Here is a 24,207-nt window from a genome sequence, read left to right as displayed (position 1 = left end):
CCCATTCATTTGGGGCCTTGCATGGTGTAGCATGCGCACAGCAAACGCTACACTCAGCAATAGAAGTGCAAGGACCCGAATTGAACATCACGATTAACGACGAACTCCGTACTTACGTCGATCCCCTCACGCCCGCCGAACACGAAGCCCTCGAACGCAGCCTGCTCACCGAAGGATGCCGCGAAGCGCTGATCCTGTGGCAGGACGTCCTGATCGACGGCCACAACCGCTACGCCATCTGCACCCAGCACGGCATCCCTTTCCGCACCGTCCAGAACGACAAATTCGACTCGATCGAAGACGTCAAGCTGTGGATGATCGATAACCAGCTGGCGCGCCGCAGCGTGACCGATTTCCAGCGCGGCCTGATGGCACTGCGCAAGAAGGAAATCCTGGCCGCGCGCGTGGTCCAGAAGACCGACGACGAGCTGGAGACCGCGACCGACCAGGCCGTGCCGTTCTCGCCGCCGTGGAACACCCGCGAAGAGGTGGCCCGCGCCGCGCGCGTGTCCGCCAACACCATCAGTCAGATCGAGCGCATCCAGAAGGCGGCCGCACCGGAGCTGGTGGAGGCGGTGCGCAGCGGAACCATCTCGATCAGTTCCGCCGCCAACGTCGCCGCACTGCCGCGCGATGCGCAGGTGGCGGCGGTCGCCGGCGGCAAGAAGGAGCTGCAGCAGGCCGCGCGCCAGGTGCGCGAGCAGAAGGCCGCCGCCCGTCCCAAGAAGGAAGTCGATGCCGGCACCCCCGAAGACCAGGTCAAGGCCCTCAAGGCTCAGGTGGCCGAGTTGAAGGACCGCGTCGCCACCCTGATCAACGAGAACGAGGTGCTGAAGCAGAAGCTGGTGCTGCTCGGCGCCGAATAAAGCCGTCGCATATAAAAAATAGAGGAGACCCCATGCCGACTTCCCGCCTGCTCGCTCGAAGTGCGCTCAGCCTGGTCTTGCTGGCCGCGCTGCCGCCCGCCGCGTTTGCCGCCGCACCTGCCGTGTCGAAGGCCACCGCGGCTGACGGCTTCTCGAAAGCGGAACGCGCGCGCCTGCAAAAGACGGCGCAGCGCGTGAGCATCCTGCGCGACAAGTGGGGCATTCCCCACGTGTTCGGCAAGACGGATGCGGACGCGGTGTTCGGCATGGTGTACGCCCAGGCGGAGGATGATTTCAACCGGGTCGAGCTCAATTACATCAATGCGATGGGGCGTCTGGCCGAGGTCGAGGGCGAAGCGGAGATCTGGCGCGACCTGCGCATGAAGCTCTACATCGACCCGGCCGACCTGCAGGCCAAGTACGCGGCCAGCCCGGCCTGGCTCAAGAAGCTGATGCAGGGCTGGGCCGATGGCCTGAACTGGTACCTGGCCACCCATCCGCAGGTCAAACCAAAGCTTCTGACCCGCTTCGAGCCCTGGATGGCGCTGAGCTTCAGCGAAGGCAGTATCGGCGGCGATATCGAGTCGATCGACCTGAAACAGCTCGAAGCCTTTTACGAAAAACGCCCGGCGCCTGCGCTGGCGATGGCCGACCTGGGCAAGGGCTTCGATCCGGAGCCCAGCGGCTCGAACGGCTTCGCCATCGCGCCCCGGCTCACCAGCGGCAGGCACGCGCTGCTGATGATCAACCCGCACACCTCGTTCTACTTCCGGCCCGAAGTCCACATGGTCAGCGAAGAGGGGCTGAACGCCTACGGCGCGGTGACCTGGGGCCAGTTCTTCATCTACCAGGGCTTCAACGAACGCCTGGGCTGGATGCATACCTCGGGCGGCGGCGACGTCATCGACGAATACCTGGAAACCGTGGTCGAGCGCGACGGCAAGCTGTTCTACAAGTACGGCAGCGAGGAGCGCGCGCTGCGCAGCAAGACCATCGTGCTGCCGTACAAGACCGCCGGCGGCACGGCCAGCCGCAGCGTGACCGCGTATTTTACCCACCACGGCCCGGTGATCCGGGAAGAGGGCGGCAAATGGGTGAGCGTGAAGATGATGGACGACCCGGTGCACGCGCTCCAGCAATCCTACGGCCGCACCAAGGCGCGCGACTACGCGGCCTTCCTGAAGGTGATGGACCTGCGCACCAACTCCTCGAACAACACCGTGTACGCGGATGCCGACGGCAATATCGCCTACTTCCACGGCAATTTCGTGCCGCGCCGCGATCCGCGTTTCGACTGGACCCATCCGGTCGACGGCAGCAATCCGGCCACCGAGTGGCAGGGCCTGCACGAGGTGAAGGAGACGATCACCGTCTTCAATCCGAAGAGCGGATATATCTCGAACACCAACAACTGGCCCTGCACCGGCTTCGGCGCCAGCAGCCCGGATTGCGCCGCCTATCCGAAGTACATGTGGTCGCTGCCGCAGAACGCGCGCGGCATCCACGCCGAACGGGTGCTGCACGATGCGCGCGAGCTGAGCCTCGACGGCCTGATCGCCAAAGCCTACGACCCGTATCTGACCGCCTTCGAACCGTTGATGCCGGCGCTGGTCAAGGATTGGGAGGCGCTGCCGGAGGGCGACGCCACCAGGGCGCGCCTGGCCGGGCAGGTGGTGGCGTTGCGCGGCTGGGACCTGCGCTGGGCCGTCGATTCGGTGCCGACCTCGCTGGCGGTCTATTGGGGCCAGGAGATGGTGAAGGATGCCGCGACGCGCGCCCGCGCCCAGGAGGTGCCCGTGGTCGACTTCATCCAGACCCGGCTGGCCGCACAGGAGCGCCTGGCGGCGCTGGTCCGCGCCTCCGACAAGCTGCAGGCCGACTTCGGCAGCTGGAAGACGCCTTGGGGCGAGATCAACCGCTTCCAGCGCATCAGCGGCGCGGTCGACCAGCACTACGACGACAGCAAGCCCAGCATTCCGGTCGGCTTCACCTCGGCCAACTGGGGCTCGCTGGCGTCCTTCGGCATGACGGCGAAGCAGACCACCAAGCGCATCTACGGCGACCGCGGCAACAGCTTCGTGGCCGCCGTGGAATTCGGACCGCGTGTGCGCGCCAAGAGCATCCTGGCCGGCGGCGAGAGCGGCGATCCGAAGTCGCCGCACTTCAACGACCAGGCCGAGATGTACAGCCGCGGGCAGTTCAAGGACGTGCTCTTCTATAAAGAAGACATCGAGAAACAACTCGAGCGCAAATATCATCCTGGGCAATAAGCGGCAGTCAGGCTGTCTGCGCCGCGCCTGCGCGCACTTTTATGCACCGCAAAGTGCGCGCAAAAGGCCTGTTAGCACGATTGCAACACTTGTATTCCTGCTATCTACTGGCTGTCCGATCGAAGCCAACAGGAGTGCAATCGTGCGTACCAAATTCTCTCTCAGCAAAATCGTTGCAGCCGCGGCGCTGCTCGGCGCCGCCGCCGCCGCCCAGGCCGACATTGTGGTCTACACCAGCCAGGCCGATTTCCTGGCCGCGGTGCAGGGCGCCGGCGTCGATTCCTATGACGACCTGACCGTCATGCAGTATGGCGAAGTCCTGAACCGCAGCGCCGGCGGGTACACCTATGACGTCTACTCGGCCACCGGCCTGTGGGGCGCGGGCGGCGAAGGCGGCGACTACTGGCTGTCGAACAACACGGCGATCGCCCCAATCGTGTTCTCGAACTTCAGCGGCGGCGTCAGCGCCTTCGGCGGTAATTTCTTCACCTCGGACGTGCTCGGCCAGTACACTACCGGCAACCTGATCGTGACCGCGATCGACGGCGGCGCGCTGAGCTATGGTCTGGGCGGCGCGGCCACCACCGACTTCCTCGGCTTCGTCTCGACCTCGCCGCTGGCCGCGGTCACCATCGCGACCGATGGCGGCCAGGGTTATTGGCCGACCGCCAACAACGTGGTGCTGGCCGTGCCGGAACCGGCCACCTACGGCATGCTGCTGGCCGGCCTGGGCTTCATCGGCGTGATGGCGCGCCGTCGCGGCTGAGCCTAACGCTGGCCTGGCACCGCCCGGCTGCCGAGTGTCGGCACCGGGCGGTTTTCCATTGGCGATCCGCTTGTTATAATTTTGCACCTCAACAAGTCAGGTCCAGGCGGACGCAGGCGGAAAGCGCAGTGGCAAAACTCTATTTCAGGTATTCGGCGATGAACGCCGGCAAATCCACCTCGCTGCTGCAGGTGGCCCACAACTACGAAGAGCAGGGCCAGAAGGTCCAGCTGTACACCGCCGCCATCGACGACCGCTACGGCGTCGGACGGATCACCTCGCGCCTGGGTCCGCAGCGCGAAGTCGACCTGTTCGACCAGGACACCGATTTCCTGGTCAGCGCGCCGGAGGTTGCCTGCGTGCTGGTCGACGAGGCGCAGTTCCTGACCAAGGAGCAGGTCGTGCAGCTGCACCGCCTGGCCCAGGTGCGCGGCGTGCCCGTGATCTGCTACGGCTTGCGCAGCGATTTCCGCGGCGATCCCTTCCCCGGCTCGGCCTACCTGCTGGCGCTGGCCGACGACATCGAGGAAATCAAGAACATCTGCACCTGCGGCAAGAAGGCGACCATGAACGTCCGCGTCGACGCCCAGGGCAACCGGATCCGCGAGGGCGAGCAGGTCAGCATCGGCGGCAACGAAAGCTACCGCCAGGCCTGCGGGCGCTGCTTCTACACGCGCTGAGGACGGGGCGGGGTGGGCGACATCCTGCTGTACCTGGTGCCTTCGCTGGCACTGGCCTTCCTCATCTGGCTGGTGACCTCGCTGCACCCGCTGTTCTTTGTGTTCAGCGCGGCCGGTACGCTGTGCCACGAGCTGGCGCATTTTTCGGTCGGCCTGCTGCTGGGCGCGGAACCAACCGGCTTCTCCATCATTCCAAGACGTACCGGGCGCACCTGGGAACTCGGCTCCGTCACCTTTGCCAATCTGCGCTGGTACAACGCGGCCCCGGCCGCGCTGGCGCCGCTGCTGGTGTTGCTGGTGCCGCTCGCGGTGGCCTGGTGGCGCACCCGCGGCGCGTGGCATTTCGGCCCGGTCGATCTGGCCCTGACCCTGCTGCTGGCGCCGCAGTTCCTGTCGTTCTGGCCCTCGCCGGTGGACTGGCGGCTGGCCGTGCGCAGCTGGCCCTGGCTGGTGATTATCGTCGTGGCATCGGTTTCCTTCTATATCCTTAAGCTCGGCTGAAGAAGCGCGCAGCCCGACTCTACGTCGTCGTACTATCCTGTAGAATTGGTCGAACGAGAGAATCCGCCCGGAGAAACGAACAATGAAGAAGCAGATGTTGGTGGTTGCACTGACCGTGGCCATGTCGGTCATGTCGGCCCACGTCGTCACCGCGCAGCCCGAAAAGGTCCAGCTCAACGCGGCCCAGGTCCCTGCGGCCAACGCGGCCCCGGCCAACGCAGGTCCGCTCAAGCCGTCCGCCGCCCAGACCCAGGCGGCGCTGTGGGCCTCGCGCGTGCTGGCACGCTACCACTACAAGGCGATGCCGCTGGACGACGTCATGTCGGCCAAGATTTACGACAACTACTTCAAGACCCTCGACAGCGAGAAGCTCTACTTCACCCAGGCCGACGTCGACCAGTTCGCGCCGGCCCGCACCAAATTCGACGACGCGATCAACAACGAGGACCTGACGCTCCCGTTCCAGATCTATAACGTCTACCAGCAGCGCTTCAACGACCGCATGGCCTATGCGCGCGAACTGGTCCAGAAGGGCAATTTCGACTTCACCGCCAACGAGACCCTGCAGATCGACCGCGAAAAGGCACCGTGGGCGAAAAACGAAGACGAAGCCCGCGACCTGTGGCGCAAGCGCGTGAAGAACGACTGGCTGCGCCTGAAGCTGGCCGGCAAGGACGAGAAGGGCATCCGCGAGACCCTCGACAAGCGCTACGAAGGCTACCAGAACCGCCTCAAGAAGCTGAACAACGAGGACGTGTTCCAGATGTTCATGAACGCCTACGCCACCGCGATCGAGCCGCACACGAACTACCTGGGCCCGCGCTCGGCCGAGAACTTCGACATCATGATGCGCCTGTCGCTGGACGGCATCGGCGCCGTGCTGCAGTCGCGCGAAGACTACACCGTGATCCGCGAAATCGTGCCCGGCGGCCCGGCCGACAAGTCCGGCAAGCTGAAGGTCGGCGACCGCATCGTCGGCGTCGCCCAGGGCAACGGCCCGTTCACCGACGTGATGGGCTGGCGCATCGACGACGTGGTGCAGCTGGTGCGCGGCGAACGCAATTCCACCGTGCGCCTCGACGTGCTGCCGGCCGACGCCGGCCAGGACGGCAAGCACGTGACGATCCCGCTGGTGCGCCAGAAGATCAGCATGGAAGAGCAGTCGGCCAAGAAGCAGATCATCGAAGTCAAGGACGGGGGCGTGAAGCGCCGCATCGGCGTGATCTCGCTGCCGACCTTCTACCAGGACTTCGACGCCCGCCGCAAGGGCGACAAGGACTACAAGAGCGCGACCCGCGACGTGCAGCGCATCCTCGGCGAGCTGAAGAAGGATAAAGTCGACAACGTGCTGATCGACCTGCGCAACAACGGCGGTGGTTCGCTGATCGAGGCGGTCGAGCTGACCGGCCTGTTCATCGACAAGGGTCCGGTGGTGCAGCAGCGTACCGCCGAGGGCCGTACCGACGTCGAGAGCGACACCAATGCCGGCCTGGCATGGGATGGCCCGATGGGCGTGCTGATCAACCGCGGCTCGGCCTCGGCTTCCGAGATCTTCGCCGCTGCAATCCAGGACTACGGCCGCGGCATCGTGATCGGCGAGCCGAGCTTCGGCAAGGGCACGGTGCAGACGCTGATCAACCTCGACCGCTTCTCGCAGAGCGACAAGATGAAGTACGGCGAGCTGAAGATGACCATCGCCCAGTTCTTCCGGATCAACGGCGGCACCACCCAGCTGCGCGGCGTGACCCCGGACATCAAGCTGCCGGTCACCTCCGACAGCGAGAACTTTGGCGAGTCCTCGTATGACAACGCGCTGCCCTGGGTGCAGATCAAGCCGGCGACCTACCTGCCGGCCGGCGACCTGAAGGAACTGATCGGCCCGCTGCAGAAGCGCCACGAAGCCCGTATCGCCAAGGACAAGGAATTCCGCGACATCGAGCAGGACATCGCCGAAGCCCTCAAGCTGCGCAAGGACAACGTGATCTCGCTGAACGAAGCGGTGCGCCGCAAGGAGCGCGAGAACCAGGAAGCCAAGGCACGCCTGCGCGAATCGCGTCTGGCGGATGCCCAGGAGCCGGGCAAGGCCGACGAACCGGTCGCCGGTCCGGGCAGCAAGGAGCAGCGCGCCAAGGCGCCGAACCCGACCGCACCGAAGAAGAACAATGTCGCGCTGAAGGGCGCGCCGCGTTCCGACGACGGCCTGCAGGGTGACGAGCGCAGCCTGGCAGCGGAAATCGCGGCCGAGAAGGCGGCGAAGAACGCCAAGGACGTCTATCTGCAGGAAGCCGCCCACATCCTGGCCGACGAGGCCGGCATGCTGAAGGCCGATACGCGGATGGCGTCGCGTGCCATGCCTTACTTGTCATCTTTGAAATAAGCCGCTAATCGATGCGTTAACGATAAGGTAACAAATTGTTACTGCCGCGGGTCCGGCAGCATCCTCAACAAAGGCTTCCCTCTGCGGAGGCCTTTGTTTTTAAGGGTGTTCCAATTGAACATTGTCTTTTATGCAGCTGTGGTACATTCACTCAGCAATTGCAGAAAAAATAATGTTAAACATCAAGCAAGGAGCGCAAAATGGCAATTCGTACTCTCATCGCTACGGCCCTCATGGCCAGCGCATGCGCCGCCCATGCGGACGTGATCCCGTCCTCGAATGGGGCCGGCATCGTTAGCGGCAGCAACGTTGCTGGCGCAGTGGGTGACTCGAGCGTCATCGCAGGGGTCACTCACGGCGCCAATAGCGAAGCCCTCGTGCAAGCCCTGTACCAGAAAGTCAGCGCCAGTGTCGGCCGCGACATGAAGGTATCCCTGAAACAAGGCATCGACGGTGTCTATGTGACGGGTCTGAGCACCGCCAAGGCGGCCGCCCTGGCAGGCGACGGCATGTCGGTGATCGCTACCCCGGATGGCTACAAGATCGTCGACAACTCGGGCGCAGGCGGCAACAACAACGCCACCTCGGGCGGCGGCGCCAACACCAGCATCGGCGGCAGCGCCCCTGGCGGCACCCCGAACCCGACCCCGGCAGTCATCCCGCCGGGCCTGGATGAGCTGCCTGGCAAGGGCGCGCCTGTCGATGCCGGCGTCGACGTCGGTGTCGATATCGGCAACGGTAATGGCAGCGGCAACGGCAATGGTAACGGCAGCGGCAGCGGTAACGGCCAGCAGACGGCCGAAGTGCCGGAGCCGTCGAGCATCGCGCTGATGCTGGCAGGTATGCTGGGCGTCGCCGGTCTGGGCCGTCGTCGCGCACGCTGATCCTGCGGCGATTCTGCTTCAGTACGCAAGCGGGCTACGGCCCGCTTTTTTTATGTTTCAGGTACAATCTTCTGAACGGTCGTGCTATTTATTTCTCGGCCAGAAAAACAAAGAGGAGACGGAATGGACCTGAACTACACCGAAGACGACCTGGCCTTCCGCGACCAGGTACGCGCCTTCCTGGAAGCCGAGCTGCCGCAGGACCTGCAGCACAAGGTGCTCAACCACCTGCGCTTGAGCAAGGACGACTACGTACGCTGGCACCGCATCCTGGCGCGCCAGGGCTGGGTCGCGCCGGGCTGGCCGAAAGAATACGGCGGCCCCGGCTGGACTGCGGCGCAGCGCCACATCTTCGAGGAAGAGTGCGCGCGCGCCGGGACGCCACCGGTGATGCCCTTCGGCGTCAACATGGTGGCGCCCGTGATCATGGCTTTCGGCAGCCAGGCCCAAAAAGATTACTACCTGCCGCGCATCCTGTCCTGCGAGGACTGGTGGTGCCAGGGCTATTCGGAGCCGGGCGCGGGCTCCGACCTGGCTTCGCTGAAGACCAGCGCGGTCAGGGATGGCGACCATTACGTCGTCAACGGCCAGAAGACCTGGACCACGCTGGCCCAGCACGCCGACATGATCTTCTGCCTGGTCCGCACCGACCCCGGCGTGCGCAAGCAGGAAGGCATTTCCTTCCTCCTGATCGACATGAAAACCCCGGGCATCACCGTGCGTCCCATCATCATGCTGGACGAGGACCACGAGGTGAACGAGGTCTTCTTCGACAATGTGCGCGTCCCGGTCGCCAACCTGGTAGGCGAGGAGAACCGCGGCTGGACCTATGCCAAGTACCTGCTGGGCCACGAGCGCACCGGCATCGCGGCAGTCGGCCGTTCCAAGCGCGAGCTGGCGCGCCTGAAGCGCATGGCCGGCCGCGAGCAGAAGAACGGCAGGGCCTTGATCGCCGACCCGCTGTTCGGCGCGAAAGTCGCGGAACTGGAGATCGAGCTGATGGCGCTGGAAACCACCGTGCTGCGCGTGCTCGCCCAGGCGCACAAGGCACCGGGACCGGAAGCCTCGGTGCTGAAGGTGCGCGGCACCGAGATCCAGCAGCGCCTGACGGAGCTGATCGTCGAAGCGGCCGGCCCGATGGCCCTGCCTTTCGACGCCGCCTACCTCGAAGGCGAGACGGAACACAGCCTGGCCGACGACGACTTCGCCGCGCCGCTGCTGGCGCATTACTTCAATTACCGCAAGACCTCGATCTACGGCGGTTCGAACGAGATTCAGCGCAATATCATCTCCCAGATGATCCTGGGCCTGTAAGGAAAGCACATCATGGACTTCGAATTCAAGGAAGAGCAGCTGCAGCTGGCCGACGCCCTCAAGCGCTGGATCGCGCGCGACTACGGTTTCGAGGCGCGCCGCGCCATCGTGGCGTCCAGCGCCGGGGTCTCCGAACAGGCCTGGGCGACGTTGACGGAACTGGGCCTGACCGCGCTGCCGGTGCCGGAGGCGCAGGGCGGCTTCGCCGGCGACGCCGTCGATATGTTCGTCGTGATGCAGGAGCTGGGCCGCGGCCTGGTGGTGGAACCGTATTTCGCGACCGTGCTGGGTGCCGAGTTCCTGCGCCTGGGCGGCGCGAATCCGGCGCTGCTGGAACGGGTCGCGACCGGCGAGCTGAAGCTGGCCTGCGCACTCGGCGAGCGCCAGTCGCGCCACGACATGCGCGACATTGCCGCGCGCGCCGAACCGGCCGGTGACGGCTGGCGCCTGAGCGGCGAGAAGAAGGTGGTGCTGCACGGCGCCGAGGCCGGCATGCTGGTGGTGTCCGCGCGCAGCGCCGGCGGCCAGCGCGACGAGGACGGCATCACGCTGTTCGCGGTGCCGGCCGATGCGCCGGGCGTGCACGTCACGGCCTACCGCATGCTCGACGGCCAGCGCGCCGCCGATGTGCGCTTCGACGGCGTGCAGCTGGGTGCGGATGCGCTGATCGGCCAGGCCGGTGCCGGCTGGACCATCCTGGAAGCGGCGCTCGACTACGGTGCCGGCCTGCTGTGCGCGGAAGCCGTCGGCGCGATGGATGCGCTGTTCGCCGCCACGCTGGACTATCTCAAGACGCGCCAGCAGTTCGGGGTCCCGATCGGCAAGTTCCAGGCCCTGCAGCACCGCATGGCCGACATGTACATCCACCTCGAACAGGCACGCTCGATGGCGATGCTGGCGGCGGTGCGCCTGCGCTCGGGCAATGCTGCCGAGCGGCGCCAGGCCGTGTCCGCGGCAAAGTACCGGGTCGGCCAGGCGGCGCGTTTCGTCGGCCAGCAGGCGGTCCAGCTGCACGGCGGCATGGGGGTGACCGACGAGCTGCCGGCCGCCCACTACTTCAAGCGCCTCACGACCATCGAGCTGACCCTGGGCGATGCGGATCACCACCTGGCGCGCTTCATGGCGCAGCCGGGCTTTGCGGGAGCGCCGGCATGAATATCGCGAACAGCGCGGAATGGTATTTCGAAGACTTCTTCCCGGGCCAGGAGATCGACCTCGGCACCCGCACGGTAACGGAAGAGGAAATCGTCGCCTTCGCCACCCAGTTCGATCCGCAGCCCTTCCACATCGACAAGGATGCCGCGGCCGCCTCGATCTACGGCGGGGTGATCGCCAGCGGCTGGCATACCTGCAGCATGATGATGCGGCTGGTGGTCGACGGCCTGATGGCGAAATCCTCGAGCATGGGTTCGCCCGGGCTGGACGGCGTGCGCTGGCTGGCGCCGGTGCGCGCCGGCGACACCCTGAACGTGCGCTACCAGACCACCCAGGTCAAGGCCTCGAACTCCAAGCCCGACCGCGGCGTGGTGTGGTCGAAGTGGGTCGCCATCAACCAGCACGGTGATACCGTCTGCACCGTCGACGGCATGGGCATGTTCCTGCGTCGCCCCTAACAGAACGCCCATGGCGGCGTTGCATGGTCTCGCCGTACTGGCGTACTGTCTTCGACCATGCGCCTTGCCCTGGGCGCTCTGTTAGCGGCTCTTGAAATCTAGCCAGTGCTGGTCCGGTAGCGGTTGCGTCCATCCGCCTTGGCCTGGTAGAGCAGGGCGTCCGCCACCTGCACCAGGTCGCCGGGCTGGCTGTGCTCGCCCGGCACCATGGCGGCGATGCCGATGCTGACCGTCAGGCGCTGGTTGGTAGGCGAGGCGGCATGCGGGATGTCCAGCATCTCCAGTTCGTGCATCAGGCGCCGCGCGACGCCGGTCGCCCCCTGTTCTTCGAGCTGGGGCAGCAGGATCGCGAACTCTTCGCCGCCGTAGCGCGCCACCAGGTCCTGGCTGCGGCCGGCGGCGTTGCGCATCGCGCGGGCGACCTGCACCAGCGTGGCATCGCCGGCCGGGTGGCCGTAATGGTCGTTGTAGAGCTTGAAATGGTCGATGTCGACCATCAGCAGCGACACCGCCAGCTGGGCGCGTCCGCAGCGCCGCCACTCCATCTCCACGCGCTCGTCGAAGGCACGGCGGTTGGCGACGCCGGTCAGCGGATCGAGCAGGATCAGGGCGCGCAGGGCGTCGCGCTGGCGTTTCACCGTCAGCTGGGTGCGCACCCGCGCGCGCACCACGGCCGCGTTCACGGGTTTGCTGATGAAGTCGGCCGCACCGGCGCCCAGGGCGCGGGTCTCGTCCTCCGGCGACTTGAGCGCGGTGACGAAGATGACCGGAATGTCGGCGGTCTCGGGCGATGCGAACAGTTCCCTGCACACCGCGTAGCCATCCATGCCGGGCATGACCGCATCCAGCAGGATCAGGTCGGGCCGCTGTTTGCGGGCGATCTCGAGCGCGCGCGGCCCGTCCATGGCAAACAGCACTTCGTGCTCGTCCTGCAGCGCCGCATGCAGGATCTGGATGTTTTCCATGGCATCGTCGACCACGAGAATGCGCCCGCCCACGGCCATATCGGTCCAGCTCATGCATCTCCCTTCTCGTCCAGTGACTCGGCCAGTAAAGCGGTGACCAGGCTTGCCGCCGCATCGAAGCGCAAGGTCGCCACCGCGTCCGCCAGCGGCTGCAAGGCCTGCGGGACCTGGCGCGCGAGCGCAGGACGCAACGCTTCGAACCGGGCCATGGCTTTCATGTTGTTATTTTGTAGTAAATCGCGCAAATGCGCCAACGCGTCACGGATCGGCTGCTGTTCAGTTTCACCGCCGGCAACGCCGGCCCCGGCGCCGGACGGCGCAAGGGCTGGGTCCTCGGGCAGGTTGCGTGCCGTTTCCAGCACGGTGGCCAGGGCGCCCTCGAGCCGCGCCAGGCGCAGCGCCAGTGCGGCCTGCGGATCGGAACGCAGCGCCTGCTCCAGCTCGAGCGCCTGGCCCGCCAGCTCGGCGGCGCCGAGGTTGGCGGCAACGCCGCGCAAGCGGTGGATCAGCTGGCCGGCGCGCACCCGCTCGCCCGCTGCCAGCAGCGTGCGCACTTCGTCCACCACGCCGCCCTGGGAATGCTCGAAGCGCCTGAACACGGCGGCAAAGCTGGCAAAGTTGCCGCCGAAGCGAGGCAGCGTGCTCTTCAGGTCGATGCCGGGGAGCAGGCCCGGCGACAGGCCCGGCAGCGGCGCCGGCTGCGTGGCGTCCGTGGCATCTTCCGTGGCCGACCCGGCGCGGCCGGTGACGCTGCACAGGGCATTCACCAGTTCGTCGACGTCGATCGGCTTCTCCAAAAAGCCGTCCATGCCTGCCTGCTGCGCGCGCCGGCGGTCTTCCTCCATCGCATTGGCCGTCATCGCCAGGATCGGCAGCGTCGTGTATCCCATCGCCCGGATCGCGCTGGCCGCTTCGAAGCCGTCCATCACCGGCATTTGCAGGTCCATCAGCACGGCGTCGTAGTGGGCGGCGCCGTCGAGCAGCATGCTGAGCGCGAGCTGGCCATTGTCGGCGAAGTCGACCCCGGCGCCGGCGTGCAGCAGGACGTAGTTGGCCACTTCCTGGTTCAGCGGGTTGTCCTCGACCACCAGCACGCGCATCCCGGCCAGGCGCCCGCCCAGCGCCGAAGAACCCGGCGCCGCGCCGTGCAGGTCGCCGGGTGCCGGTCCTTCCAGTTCGGCCAGGGCGTCCTGCAGGGCGGCCGGGGTGAAAGGCTTGGCCAGTACCGCGCCGACCTGCAGGTCGCCGGCCAGCGCGGCCAGGCGCTCGCGCTCCGGGTCGGCCGCCAGCAGGGCGCAGCGCGGCATGGCGATGCCGCGGTCGGCGCGCGCGAACGCCAGCACCGAGGCGCCGTCGAGGTCGGGCATCGCGCTGTCGATGAAGGCCAGGTCGTAGCGCTGTTCGCCGCGCAGCAGGGCCAGGGCTGCGGCGCCGCTGGCCGCCTGCGCCACCAGCCAGCCGCGCGCTTCGAGCGCACGTGCCAGCGCGGCGCGGCTGCTGGCATTGTCGTCCGCCACCAGCACGGTCCTGCTGGCGCCGGATGCCGGCAGGGCCGGGAGGGTGCCGGCCTCGATCTCGAACCAGGCCGCAAAGCCGAAGCGCGCGCCTTCGGCGAGGGCGCTCTCGACGCGCAGGTCGCCGCCCATCATCTCGACCAGGCGGCGGCTGATCGCCAGCCCCAGGCCGGTGCCGCCGTACTTGCGGCTGGTCGAGCTGTCGGCCTGCGAGAAGGCTTCGAACATGCGCTGCTGCTGCTCGGGCGCGATGCCGATGCCGGTATCGCACACCGCGAATCCCAGTTCGACCCGGCCCGCCTCGCGCCGCAGCACCTCGATGGACAGCACGACTTCGCCGCGCTCGGTGAACTTGATGGCGTTGCCGACCAGGTTGAGCAGCACCTGCTGCAGGCGCATCGGGTCGCCCACCAGGCGGCCGGGCAGCGCCGGATCGACTGCGAAGACCGGCTCGATGCCCTTGTGCCAGGCGTTGCCCGTGCCCAGCACCGCGATGCTGGCGAGGACATCGTCGATGCGGAACACGGTATGCTCCAGCGCCAGCTGCCCGGCCTCGACCTTCGAATAATCCAGCACATCGTTCAGCATCGCCAGCAGCGAGCGCGCCGCCATCTGCATGCGCGCGACGTAGGCCCGTTCGCGCCGGTCCAGCTTCGCTTCCTCGAGCAGGCGCGCCAGGCCGATGATGGCGTTCATCGGGGTGCGGATCTCGTGGCTCATGTTGGCCAGGAACTCGCCCTTGGCGCTGCTGGCCGCTTCGGCTGCGCGCAGCGCGTCCTCGAGCCGCGACTGGGTGCGTTTCAGTTCCGTCACGTCCGAGTGCAGCATGTAGAAACCGCGCACCCGGCCTTCCTCGTCGAAGTCGGGGATATAGCTGGCCCAGGCCTGGATGACCTGGCCGCCGCGTTCGCCGCTGGCGCGGCGCTGCAGGCTGCGCTCGAAGAATTGCGGCTCGCCGGCCAGCACGCGCTCGACGTAAGGCTTCACCTGCGCCATCTGCGCCTCGTCGATCAGTTCCCAGACGGTGTGGCCGATCACCTCGCCGGCGGGCCGGCCCAGCCATTCGAGGTAGGGCCGGTTGGCGAACTGGCAGCGCAGCTGGGCGTCCCAGTAGCCGACCAGCGCCGGCAGGTTATCGGTGACGGTGCGGATCATGCGCTCGTTCTGTTCGAGGCGCTGGCTGGCCGCGCGCAGGGCGGCATCGGTCTGGACCCGTGCCGTGATGTCGCGCACGGTGCCGTGGACGATGCCCTTGCCGCCGATCTCGACGCCGTTGAGCAGCACGTCGGCGTGGAACAGGCTGCCGTCGCGGCGCATGTGGATCCATTCGAAGCGCCAGCTCCCTTCGTCGACGGCGCGCCGCATGTGTTCGTGCGCCAGCTCGCCCGATCGGCGGCCGTCGGGCTGGAATTCCGGCGAGAGGGTGGGCGGCGACAGCTGCAGCAGCTCGTCCATGCTGGCGCAGCCGTACAGCGCGACCGCGGCCTGGTTGGCGCTGACGAAGCCGGCGCCGAGGGCGGCCAGCACGTGGGCGTCGCTCGAGCCTTCGAACAGGGCGCGGAACAGCGCCTCGTTGTCGCGGTTGCGCTCTTCCTGGGCGCGGCGCTCGGTGATGTCGAGCACCACGGCGTTGATGCCGACCAGCTCGTGGTCCTGGCCAAGCACCGGGTAGTAGCTGCACATCCAGTAGCGCATCACGCCCGGTTCGGCCGGCGAATCGCCGCTGTCCTCGACTTCGATCAGCGGGCGGCCGCTGGCCAGCACGCGCCGGTAAGGCTGTTCGATCGCCATGCCGCGCTCGCCCAGCAGCTCGGGCAGGGTACGGCCGATGTGCTGCTCGGCCGGAATCGCGTTGATCGCCGCCAGGTAGTCGTTGACCATCACCACGCGCAGCTCGCGGTCGAGGAAGGCCAGGCCCACCGGCGCGGTCCCGTAGACGGTGGAGAGCAGGGCGTTGGAGCGCTGCAGCTCGGCGGTGCGCGCCGCCACCAGCGCTTCGAGCCGCGTGCGGTACTGCAGCAGGTCGCCTTCGACCTTGCGCAGCGCGCGCGCGACCGCGGCCGCTTCCTTGATGTGCAGCGGGGGAATCCGCAGCGGCTGGCCGCGTCCGAGCGCGGCCGCCGGCTCGGTCAGGGCGCGGACGTCGCGCGCGATCGCGCCGCCGATGCCCCATGCCAGCAGCAGGCTGATCGCCAGCAGGCTTCCGATGCCGGCCAGGGTCATGCCCGGCGAGCGTCCGAGCAGGTCGCGCGCGGCGTGGCGCGGAAAGCCGATGACGACGGTCCAGCCGTGCGTCGGCGTGCTCGCGTAGGCCGCGCTGACGCTCTCGCGGCCGGGGCGCGCCAGCGTGGCCTCGCCGCTCGGGCTGCGCGCCAGGGCCGCACCCAGCCCGGCAGGAATCGGCGTACCGATGCTCTGCACCGGTTCGCCGCTGCGTGCGACCAGGCGGCCGTGGTTGTCGTAGACCTGGGCCCCCCAGCGCTCGGGCAGCTGCTGGCCGGCCAGCAGTTCGGCGAGACGGCGCGGACGCTGCTCGACCGACAGCGCATAGGCGACCTGGCCCTCGCGCCAGACCGGCACCGCGATCGAGATCACCCAGGGCTGGGCCGGGTTACCGCGGTGCAGACCGGAAGTGACGGCCTCGCCTGTCGCAAACACGCGCCGGATGTCGGCTTCGTTGCCGCTGGAGCCGAGCGCGGTGCCCCAGGGCTGCCGGGTGTCGAGCAGGTCGCGGCCGTCGGCGCCGCTGAGCACGAACGCATAGGCCGGGAAGCCGGGACGCAGCAGCCGGCGGGCGACGGCGTGGAAGGCTGCCAGGTTGCCGGATACCAGCCCCGGCTCGCTGGCCAGGGCGCGGGCGGCGGTCTCGCCGTTGTCGAGGTCGCGGTCGACCGCCGCTGCCAGGGCCCGCGCGATCATCTGCGCATCCTGCGCCACGTGCTGGGCTTCGCGCAGGTCGGCGTCGCGCGCGAAGGCGAGATAGCCGAGCAGGATCGGCAGGGCGCAGGCGAACACCAGGGCGATCAGCCGCGATCGGATCGAGGGATGAAAAGGTCTTTGAAACAGCTGCACTGCACGCTCCGGCTACCATCGCGAGGCAAGTGCGCCGCGATGGTGCATGTTACTCGAGCGCGCGATCTGGAGGCGCCTTCAACTATATCTGGCCAGTTCCAGCTTGGCGATGGCGTTGCGGTGGACCTCGTCCGGCCCGTCCGCCAGGCGCAGCGTGCGGTTGCCGGCCCACTGGTAGGCCAGCGGGAAGTCGTCGGAGACGCCGGCCGCGCCATGCGCCTGGATCGCCCAGTCGAGCACCTGCTGGGCCACGTTGGGCGCCAGCACCTTGATCATCGCGATCTCGGACTGCGCCTGCTTGTTGCCGACCGTGTCCATCAGCCAGGCGGTCTTCAGGGTCAGCAGGCGCGCGGTGTCGATCCGGATGCGGCTTTCGGCAATCCGTTCGCGCCACACGCCCTGTTCCGAAATCTTGCGGCCGAAGGCGACCCGGCTGTCGAGGCGCCGGCACATCAGCGCCAGCGCGCGCTCCGCCACGCCGATCGCGCGCATGCAGTGGTGGATGCGGCCCGGTCCCAGGCGCCCCTGGGCGATCTCGAAGCCGCGCCCTTCGCCCAGCAGGATGTTGGAGGCCGGCACGCGCACGTTCTCGAACAGGATCTCGCAATGGCCGTGCGGAGCGTCGTCGTAGCCGAACACGGGCAGCGGGCGCTTGATCGTGATGCCGGGGGTATCGCTGGGCACCAGGATCATCGACTGCTGCCGGTGGCGGACGGCGTTCGGATCGGTCTTGCCCATCACGATGAACAGCTTGCAGCGCGGGTCGCCGGCGCCGGAGATCCACCATTTGTGGCCGTTGATGAGGTATTCGTCGCCCTTGGCTTCGATGCGGGTCGCGACGTTGGTGGCGTCGGAGGAGGCGACGTCCGGCTCCGTCATCGCGAAGGCGCTGCGGATCTCGCCCCGCAGGAGCGGCTCCAGCCACCGCTGTTTGTGTTCTTCGAGGCCGTAGCGTTCGATCGTCTCCATGTTGCCGGTGTCGGGCGCCGAGCAGTTGAAGACCTCGGGCGCCCAGGCGACGCGGCCCATGATTTCGCACAGCGGCGCGTAGTCGAGATTCGACAGGCCCTCGGGCGCGCGCGCGGAGCGCGGCAGGAACAGGTTCCACAGGCCCTGCTGGCGGGCGAGCGGCTTCAGGCGTTCGACCAGTTCGGTCGGCACCCAGCGGTTGCCGCTGGCGCCGTTGCGGTCGACTTCTTCCTTGAACGCCTTTTCGTTCGGGTAGATGTGCTCGTCCATGAAGGCGAGCAGTTTTGCCTGCAGCACCTTGCAGCGGTCGGAATAATCGAAGTTCATGTCGTTTGCCTCGTTTCAAGCGCCCGCGCCCGGCTGGGCGCGTTGGGCGAACCGCCATGCCATCTCGGCCATCGGACGCGCGGCCTTGCCGTTTTCGAGCGCCTGGCTGCTTGCCGCAGTGCCGTCCACATAGCGCTTCATGATGCCCTGCATGATGCCGGCCAGGCGGAACAGGTTGTAGGCCAGGTAGAAGTTGAAGTCCTCGCGCCGGAGCGTGCGCCCGGTGCGGCGGCTGTAGGCGGCGATGTAGGCGTCTTCGTCGGGGATGCCCAGCGCCGCCAGGTCGAGGCCGGCGATGCCGCGGAATTTGCCCGGCGGGATATGCCAGCTCAGGCAGTGGTAGGAAAAATCGGCGGCCGGATGGCCCAGCGTCGACAGCTCCCAGTCCAGCACCGCCAGGATGCGCGGCTCGGTCGGGTGGAAGATCATGTTGTCGAGGCGGTAGTCGCCGTGCACGATGGCGGTGTCGTCCCCTGGCGGGATATTCTGCGGCAGCCAGGCGATCAGCTGGTCCATCGCCTCGATGGTCTCGGTTTGCGAGGCCTGGTACTGCTTGGTCCAGCGCTCGATCTGGCGCGCGAAGTAGTTGCCGGGCTTGCCATAATCGGCCAGGCCGATCGCCGCATAGTCCACCGTGTGCAGCTGGGCGATCACGCGATTCAGTTCGTCGTAGATCGCGCCGCGTTCGCCAGGCGTCATGCCCGGCAGCGACTGGTCCCACAGCACGCGGCCTTCGACGTATTCCATGATGAAGAAGGCACGCCCGATCACGGCTTCATCGAGGCACAGCGCGTACTGTCGCGCCACCGGGAAGCCGGCCTTGTGCAGGGCGTCCATCACGCGGAACTCGCGGTCGATGGCGTGGGCGGACGGCAGCAGCTTGGCGGCGGGGCCTGGCTTGGCTCTGAGTACATAGCTGCTGGCCCCGCTCGACAGCTTGAAGGTCGGGTTCGACTGGCCGCCCTTGAACTGCTCGACGGTCGGTGTGCCGCCGGGGTAGCCGTCGACATGCTGCCGCATCCAGGCGCCGAGGGCTTCGGCATCGAAACGCTGGCGCTCGGATACGGGCTTGGTGCCCATCATTTCTTCGAACATCGTGTCTCCTCGGTTCTTTTTTGTCGTTCCATCATAGCGCAAGATCGCAGCAGCACGAACGAGCGTGCTTTTTTTCAGCGCGACTTGCGGTACTGTTCGAACAGCAGCTCCATCGTGGTCGCGCGCGCGCCCGGCTGCAGCGGGTCCGGCGGGCTGTGGTTCACGCTGCGCACCACCCAGTCGCGCTCATCGACGCCGACGTCGAGCGCATTGATGCAGCCCGGCGCCTGCGCCAGACCGCCCAGGAACAGGCGCTGGCCGGTGAGGGCGAGCGACAGGATCGCGCAGTTGACGCCGCCATGCAGCACCAGCAGCACCGTGTCCCAGCCGGGGTCGGCGCGCAGGCGGGCGATGGCGGGGTGGACCCGGTCCATCAGCTCGCCCACCGATTCGCCGCCCAGGAAGCGTTGTTCGGCCGGCACCAGGCCCTCGAAGGCGCCGGTGAAGGCGCGTTTCAGTTCCGCGGTCGGAATCGTCGACAGTCGCCCGCCGCGGATCTCCTCGAGTTCCGGCCACACCTCGGGCTGGATGGCCTGCCCGGTCACGGCCAGCACCCGCGCCGCCGTCTCGACGGTGCGCGGCAGCCCCGAGACGATCACCCGGTCGAAGCGCACGCCGGCCGCGGCGAAAGCATGGCCGGCGGCATCGGCCTGCATGCGCCCATCCGCGTTCAGCGGCACCGATTCCGGCAAATACGGCTTACCGGCCTCATCGAAATAGGTCACGCTGCCATGGCGCATCAAGAAAATCCGGCGGCGGCAAGTTGTCATGCTGTCTCCATTTGCGTTCTCTCAAACCGGGGTCAGACACCGAAAATTGGCAATTTCTCAAGGTATGTTGCCAAAATTTGGTGTCTGACCCCGGTTTGATGTTGGTCATCTTACATGGTGAACGGGCTTGACGTTACGTATGGACGACAGAAACTAATTCCGTACGTCAATTTACTCAGTTTCTGTTTTACAATTGAAGGACTAGTCCTACAAAACGTTAAAGGGTGTCATGGCGAGGCCAGAAAAAGTCCGGCTCGGGGAAATCCTGGTGCAACAGAAGCTGCTCTCGGAAGAGCAGCTGAATGCGGCACTGGCCGACCAGAAGCGTACCGGCCGCAAGCTGGGCCGCGTGTTCGTCGAGAACAGCTATGTCACCGAGGAGCAGATCTCGGGCGCGCTGGCGCGCCAGATGGGCATCCCTTACATCAACCTCAAGTTTTATAACATCAACCAGGACGTGGTCCGGCTGCTGCCCGAGACCCAGGCGCGGCGTTTCCGCGCGCTGGTGCTGGAAGACCGCCGTGAAACCGTGCTGGTCGGCGTGTCCGATCCGACCGACCTGTTCGCCTACGACGAGATCGCGCGCCTGCTGAAGAAGGGCGTCGAGCTGGCGGTCGTCAACGAGACCGAGGTCTTGCAGGCGATCGACCGCATCTACCGCCGCACCGGCGAGATCACCGGCCTGGCGCGCGAGCTGGAGCAGGACTTGGGCGACACCACGTCCGTCGACTTCGGCGCGCTGGCCTCCAACTCCGGCCTCGAAGAAGCGCCGGTCGTCAAGCTGCTGCAGTCGGTGTTCGACGATGCCGCCCAGGTGCGCGCCTCGGACATCCACATCGAACCGCAGGACGGGCGCCTGCAGATCCGCTTCCGCATCGACGGCGTGCTGCACCTGCAGACCGAGGCCGACATCAAGATCGCGACCCCGCTGGCGCTGCGCCTGAAGCTGATGGCCGACCTCGACATCTCCGAAAAGCGTTTGCCGCAGGACGGCCGCTTCGCAGTCAAGGTGCGCAACCAGCGCATCGACGTGCGTATCTCGACCATGCCGACCCAGTACGGCGAATCGGTGGTCATGCGTCTCCTGAACCAGGTCGGCATGAATCTGCGCCTGGACGCGATCGGCATGCACCCGCGCCTGGTCGAGCGTTTCCGCGCCATCGTCCAGCGTCCGAACGGCCTGGTGCTGGTGACCGGGCCCACCGGTTCCGGCAAGACCACGACCCTGTACAGCGCACTGGCCGAACTGAACTCGGTCGAGAAGAAGCTGATTACGGTCGAGGACCCGGTCGAATACCGCCTGCCCGGCATCAACCAGGTGCAGGTCAACGACAAGATCGAACTGAATTTCGCGCGCGTGCTGCGCAGCGCGCTGCGCCAGGACCCGGACATCGTGCTGGTCGGCGAGATGCGCGACCAGGAAACCGCCCAGATCGGCCTGCGCGCCGCCATGACCGGCCACCTGGTGCTGTCGACCCTGCACACCAACGATGCGGCCTCGACGCCGCTGCGCCTGATGGACATGGGCGTGCCGCGCTACATGGTCGGCGGCTCGCTGCAGGCCGTGCTGGCCCAGCGCCTGGTGCGCGTGATCTGCGAAAGCTGCACCCAGCCGCACGCGGTGCCGGCGCCGGAGCGTGCCTGGCTGCGCGCCGAACTCGGCGACAAGGCCGACAGCGTGCCGCTGTTCCACGGGCGCGGCTGCTCGCACTGCAACGGCACCGGCTACCGCGGCCGTACCGGCGTCTACGAGCTGCTGGAGATGACCCGCGCCGTGCACGAGGCGATCAACCACCCGGACCCCGGTCACTTCCTGAAGGCGGCCCACGCCGAGATGCGCGGCGAGACCCTGCGCCGCAGCGCGGTGCGGCTGGCGGTCCAGGGCCGGACCACGGTGCAGGAAGCCATGCGCGTCAGTAACCAGCTGGAGGATTGAGCGGTGCCGTTCTTTGCCTACAAAGGCCGCAATGGCAGCGGCGAACTGGTGGCCGGCGTGCTGGAAGGCGTCGACCCCGGCGCCATCGCCGACCAGCTGTTCGGCAGCGGCGTGACCCCGCTCGACATCAGCCCGACCACGCGCAAGGCGACCTCCGGCGCCGCCGGCAGCGGCAGCAAGGAAAGCCTGCGCGAGCGCCTGTTCCGGAAGAAGGTGACCTCGCTCGACGTGCAGCTGTTCAGCCGCCAGATCTACACCCTGCTGAAGTCGGGCGTGCCGATCATGCGCGGCCTGGCCGGCCTGCAGGAGTCGGCCGTCAACAAGAGCTTCGGCGCGGTGCTGCGCGACCTGCGCGAATCGCTGGACGCCGGCCGCGAACTGTCGAGTGCGATGCGCCGCCATACCGACGTGTTCAGCCCCTTCTACCTGGCGATGGTGCGGGTCGGCGAGATGACCGGCCGCCTGGAAGAAGTCTTCCTCCGCCTGTTCGACCACCTCGAATTCGACCGCGACATGCGCGAGCGCGTGAAGACGGCGCTGCGCTATCCGACCTTCGTCGTGATCGCGATGATCGCCGCGATGGTGGTGGTGAACGTGTTCGTGATCCCGCAGTTCGAAACCGTGTTCAAGAGCTTTCACGCCGAGCTGCCGATGGTGACGCAGATGCTGATCGGCTTTTCGCGCTTCACGGTCGCCTGGTGGCCGGCGTTCGCCACCGGCGCCGGCGCGGCCTTCTTCGGTTTCCGCGCCTGGACGCGCACCACGGCCGGCCGCCTGACCTGGGACCGCTACAAGCTCAAGCTGCCGATCGCCGGCAAGATCATCCACAAGGCCACCATGGCCCGCTTCGCGCGCAGTTTCGCGCTGTCGATCCGCAGCGGCGTGCCGATCGTGCAGGCGCTGACCGTGGTGTCGCAGACCGCCGACAACGCCTACCTGTCGATGCGCATCGAGCAGATGCGCGACGGCGTCGAGCGCGGCGAAAGCATCCTGCGCACCGCCGGCAACGCCCACGTGTTCACGCCCATCGTGCTGCAGATGATCGCGGTGGGCGAAGAAGCCGGCTCGCTCGACGACCTGATGGACGAGATCGCGATGATGTACGAGCGCGAAGTGGACTACGAACTGAAGACCCTGTCGAGCCAGATCGAACCGATCCTGATCACCTTCCTGGGTGCGATGGTGCTGGTGCTGGCGCTGGGTATCTTCCTGCCGATCTGGGACATGGGCAAGGCTGCCCTGCACAACAAATGAAAAGCATCATGCGCAACAAAGGGCAGGGCGGCTTCACGCTGCTGGAGTTTTCGGTGGTGGTGCTGGTGTCCAGCATCGTCAGCGCGGTCATGCTGAACCGCGTCGAATACTATCGCGAGCAGGCCGAGATCACGGCTGCGAACCATGTCGTGGCGGCGCTCCGCACCTCGCTCGCGGTACGGGCCGGACAACTGGCATCGAAGGGCCGCGAACAGGACCTGCGGCGGCTCGCCGCCGACAATCCGATCAAGCTCCTGTCCTGGAAACCGGCGAACTACCTGGGCGAGTACTACGCGCCCGAACCGGAGCAGATCGGGCAGTCCGGCTGGGTGTTTGACCCACGCGACAAAACCCTTATTTATTTGCCCAAAAACACTAAAAGTTTTACTTTCAGTGCATCGAAGTTGCTGAGATTCAAGGTAGAATTTGTACGCACAGATAGCAAGAGCCTGGCCCTGAATCAAGTCAGCGGATAGGCGGTCGTTATTACCACAAGCGGCGTCCATTCCGCACCCACTTCACTTTTTTCGGAGAATTTGATGAACAAGAATTTCAAGGTCCAGGCACAGGGCGGTTTCACCCTGATCGAACTGATCGTCGTGATCGTTATCCTGGGCATTCTGGCTGCGACTGCGCTGCCGAAGTTTTCGGACCTGAGCAAGGATGCGCGTGCCGCCAAGCTGCAGGCAGCCAAGGCTTCGATCAATTCGGTTGTCGCCATGAGCCATGGCCAGTTCCTGGTGAACCCGACCGCCTACGCCACGAAAGTAACGATGGAAGGCACGGATGTGCCGATGACCCTGGGCTATCCGTCGGTGAGCGGCGGCCTGGCCACTGCTGCCGGCCTGAGCACGACTGACTACGATGTCAACCCGGCGCCGGGTTCGACCACCACCCCTCCAAGCACCTTCACCGTCTCGCCGACCGGCGTGACCGCCGCCAACATCACCAACTGCCGCGTGACCTACACCCCGGCCAGCGCCACCCAGGCCACGCCGACCGTCGCCATCGACGTCAGCAACTGCGGCTGATCC

19 protein-coding genes are annotated in these 24,207 nt (G+C 66.7%); 14 read left to right on the top strand and 5 right to left on the bottom strand.

What is annotated here, in order from left to right; all coding sequences use genetic code 11:
- Positions 1 to 80 precede the first annotated feature (80 nt).
- From NX782_RS04510 to NX782_RS04465, 10 genes are all read left to right on the top strand, one after another.
- The gene (locus tag NX782_RS04510; protein ID WP_258844221.1) at positions 81 to 866 is read left to right on the top strand and encodes a hypothetical protein; all 786 of its coding nucleotides are present in this window, start codon (positions 81 to 83) and stop codon (positions 864 to 866) included.
- Between the two features lie 32 nt (positions 867 to 898).
- Entirely contained in the window at positions 899 to 3,136 is a 2,238-nt protein-coding gene (locus NX782_RS04505; RefSeq protein WP_258844220.1) for a penicillin acylase family protein, read from the top strand.
- Between the two features lie 142 nt (positions 3,137 to 3,278).
- Positions 3,279 to 3,902, top strand: coding sequence for a PEP-CTERM sorting domain-containing protein (locus tag NX782_RS04500; protein ID WP_258844219.1), 624 nt, complete (start codon positions 3,279 to 3,281; stop codon positions 3,900 to 3,902).
- A gap of 128 nt (positions 3,903 to 4,030) precedes the next feature.
- Complete coding sequence (locus NX782_RS04495) at positions 4,031 to 4,582, top strand: thymidine kinase (protein ID WP_258844218.1); 552 nt, start codon at positions 4,031 to 4,033, stop codon at positions 4,580 to 4,582.
- 12 nt (positions 4,583 to 4,594) lie between these two features.
- Complete coding sequence (locus tag NX782_RS04490; RefSeq protein WP_258844217.1) at positions 4,595 to 5,083, top strand: hypothetical protein; 489 nt, start codon at positions 4,595 to 4,597, stop codon at positions 5,081 to 5,083.
- Between the two features lie 82 nt (positions 5,084 to 5,165).
- Positions 5,166 to 7,460, top strand: a complete 2,295-nt coding sequence (locus NX782_RS04485; RefSeq protein ID WP_258844216.1) for a carboxy terminal-processing peptidase — start codon at positions 5,166 to 5,168, stop codon at positions 7,458 to 7,460.
- Between the two features lie 200 nt (positions 7,461 to 7,660).
- Complete coding sequence (locus tag NX782_RS04480; RefSeq protein ID WP_258844215.1) at positions 7,661 to 8,344, top strand: PEP-CTERM sorting domain-containing protein; 684 nt, start codon at positions 7,661 to 7,663, stop codon at positions 8,342 to 8,344.
- 123 nt (positions 8,345 to 8,467) lie between these two features.
- Positions 8,468 to 9,658 (top strand): acyl-CoA dehydrogenase family protein, encoded by a 1,191-nt coding sequence (locus NX782_RS04475; protein ID WP_258844214.1) that lies wholly within the window; start codon positions 8,468 to 8,470, stop codon positions 9,656 to 9,658.
- Positions 9,659 to 9,670: 12 nt separating this feature from the next.
- Complete coding sequence (locus NX782_RS04470; RefSeq protein ID WP_258844213.1) at positions 9,671 to 10,813, top strand: acyl-CoA dehydrogenase family protein; 1,143 nt, start codon at positions 9,671 to 9,673, stop codon at positions 10,811 to 10,813.
- Positions 10,810 to 11,271, top strand: a complete 462-nt coding sequence (locus tag NX782_RS04465; RefSeq protein WP_258844212.1) for a MaoC family dehydratase — start codon at positions 10,810 to 10,812, stop codon at positions 11,269 to 11,271. The genes NX782_RS04470 and NX782_RS04465 overlap by 4 nt, the downstream gene beginning before the upstream one ends.
- Before the next feature lie 98 nt (positions 11,272 to 11,369).
- Here NX782_RS04465 and NX782_RS04460 read toward each other — a convergent pair whose 3' ends face one another.
- The 5 genes from NX782_RS04460 to NX782_RS04440 form a co-directional block, all read right to left on the bottom strand.
- Complete coding sequence (locus tag NX782_RS04460; RefSeq protein ID WP_258844211.1) at positions 11,370 to 12,290, bottom strand: diguanylate cyclase domain-containing protein; 921 nt, start codon at positions 12,288 to 12,290, stop codon at positions 11,370 to 11,372.
- The gene (locus NX782_RS04455; RefSeq protein WP_258844210.1) at positions 12,287 to 16,822 is read right to left on the bottom strand and encodes a PAS domain-containing protein; all 4,536 of its coding nucleotides are present in this window, start codon (positions 16,820 to 16,822) and stop codon (positions 12,287 to 12,289) included. The genes NX782_RS04460 and NX782_RS04455 overlap by 4 nt, the downstream gene beginning before the upstream one ends.
- Before the next feature lie 78 nt (positions 16,823 to 16,900).
- Positions 16,901 to 18,118 (bottom strand): acyl-CoA dehydrogenase family protein, encoded by a 1,218-nt coding sequence (locus NX782_RS04450; protein ID WP_258844209.1) that lies wholly within the window; start codon positions 18,116 to 18,118, stop codon positions 16,901 to 16,903.
- Between the two features lie 15 nt (positions 18,119 to 18,133).
- A complete protein-coding gene (locus tag NX782_RS04445; protein ID WP_258844208.1) occupies positions 18,134 to 19,213 on the bottom strand; it encodes a phosphotransferase in 1,080 nt (359 codons plus the stop codon).
- Between the two features lie 74 nt (positions 19,214 to 19,287).
- Positions 19,288 to 19,983: a histidine phosphatase family protein gene (locus tag NX782_RS04440; RefSeq protein ID WP_258844207.1), complete on the bottom strand. Its 696-nt coding sequence runs from the start codon at positions 19,981 to 19,983 to the stop codon at positions 19,288 to 19,290.
- Between the two features lie 229 nt (positions 19,984 to 20,212).
- Here NX782_RS04440 and NX782_RS04435 point away from each other — a divergent pair, with 229 nt between their 5' ends.
- The 4 genes from NX782_RS04435 to NX782_RS26345 all read left to right on the top strand — a co-directional run bounded on the left by NX782_RS04435 (position 20,213) and on the right by NX782_RS26345 (position 24,204).
- Positions 20,213 to 21,919 (top strand): GspE/PulE family protein, encoded by a 1,707-nt coding sequence (locus tag NX782_RS04435; RefSeq protein WP_258844206.1) that lies wholly within the window; start codon positions 20,213 to 20,215, stop codon positions 21,917 to 21,919.
- Positions 21,920 to 21,922: 3 nt separating this feature from the next.
- Entirely contained in the window at positions 21,923 to 23,173 is a 1,251-nt protein-coding gene (locus NX782_RS04430; RefSeq protein WP_258844205.1) for a type II secretion system F family protein, read from the top strand.
- Entirely contained in the window at positions 23,170 to 23,649 is a 480-nt protein-coding gene (locus tag NX782_RS04425; RefSeq protein ID WP_258844204.1) for a prepilin-type N-terminal cleavage/methylation domain-containing protein, read from the top strand. Before NX782_RS04430 ends, NX782_RS04425 begins: the two co-directional genes overlap by 4 nt.
- Positions 23,650 to 23,712: 63 nt before the next feature.
- Positions 23,713 to 24,204 (top strand): type II secretion system protein, encoded by a 492-nt coding sequence (locus tag NX782_RS26345; protein WP_308632809.1) that lies wholly within the window; start codon positions 23,713 to 23,715, stop codon positions 24,202 to 24,204.
- Positions 24,205 to 24,207 lie beyond the last annotated feature (3 nt).

The sequence above is a fragment of the Massilia norwichensis genome, assembly GCF_024753245.1.
Lineage (GTDB): Bacteria > Pseudomonadota > Gammaproteobacteria > Burkholderiales > Burkholderiaceae_D > Telluria > Telluria norwichensis.
This window is presented reverse-complemented; position numbering and strand designations above follow the sequence as displayed.

Bases quoted from the DNA above. Each gene is read 5' to 3' on its own strand.
- NX782_RS04475 (WP_258844214.1), top strand. From the start codon at position 8,468: ATGGACCTGAACTACACCGAAGACGACCTGGCCTTCCGCGACCAGGTA.
- NX782_RS04440 (WP_258844207.1), bottom strand. From the start codon at position 19,983: ATGACAACTTGCCGCCGCCGGATTTTCTTGATGCGCCATGGCAGCGTG.
- NX782_RS04470 (WP_258844213.1), top strand. From the start codon at position 9,671: ATGGACTTCGAATTCAAGGAAGAGCAGCTGCAGCTGGCCGACGCCCTC.
- NX782_RS04460 (WP_258844211.1), bottom strand. From the start codon at position 12,290: ATGAGCTGGACCGATATGGCCGTGGGCGGGCGCATTCTCGTGGTCGAC.
- NX782_RS04480 (WP_258844215.1), top strand. From the start codon at position 7,661: ATGGCAATTCGTACTCTCATCGCTACGGCCCTCATGGCCAGCGCATGC.
- NX782_RS04450 (WP_258844209.1), bottom strand. From the start codon at position 18,118: ATGAACTTCGATTATTCCGACCGCTGCAAGGTGCTGCAGGCAAAACTG.
- NX782_RS04425 (WP_258844204.1), top strand. From the start codon at position 23,170: ATGAAAAGCATCATGCGCAACAAAGGGCAGGGCGGCTTCACGCTGCTG.
- NX782_RS04505 (WP_258844220.1), top strand. From the start codon at position 899: ATGCCGACTTCCCGCCTGCTCGCTCGAAGTGCGCTCAGCCTGGTCTTG.
- NX782_RS04435 (WP_258844206.1), top strand. From the start codon at position 20,213: ATGGCGAGGCCAGAAAAAGTCCGGCTCGGGGAAATCCTGGTGCAACAG.
- NX782_RS04485 (WP_258844216.1), top strand. From the start codon at position 5,166: ATGAAGAAGCAGATGTTGGTGGTTGCACTGACCGTGGCCATGTCGGTC.
- NX782_RS26345 (WP_308632809.1), top strand. From the start codon at position 23,713: ATGAACAAGAATTTCAAGGTCCAGGCACAGGGCGGTTTCACCCTGATC.
- NX782_RS04465 (WP_258844212.1), top strand. From the start codon at position 10,810: ATGAATATCGCGAACAGCGCGGAATGGTATTTCGAAGACTTCTTCCCG.
- NX782_RS04445 (WP_258844208.1), bottom strand. From the start codon at position 19,213: ATGTTCGAAGAAATGATGGGCACCAAGCCCGTATCCGAGCGCCAGCGT.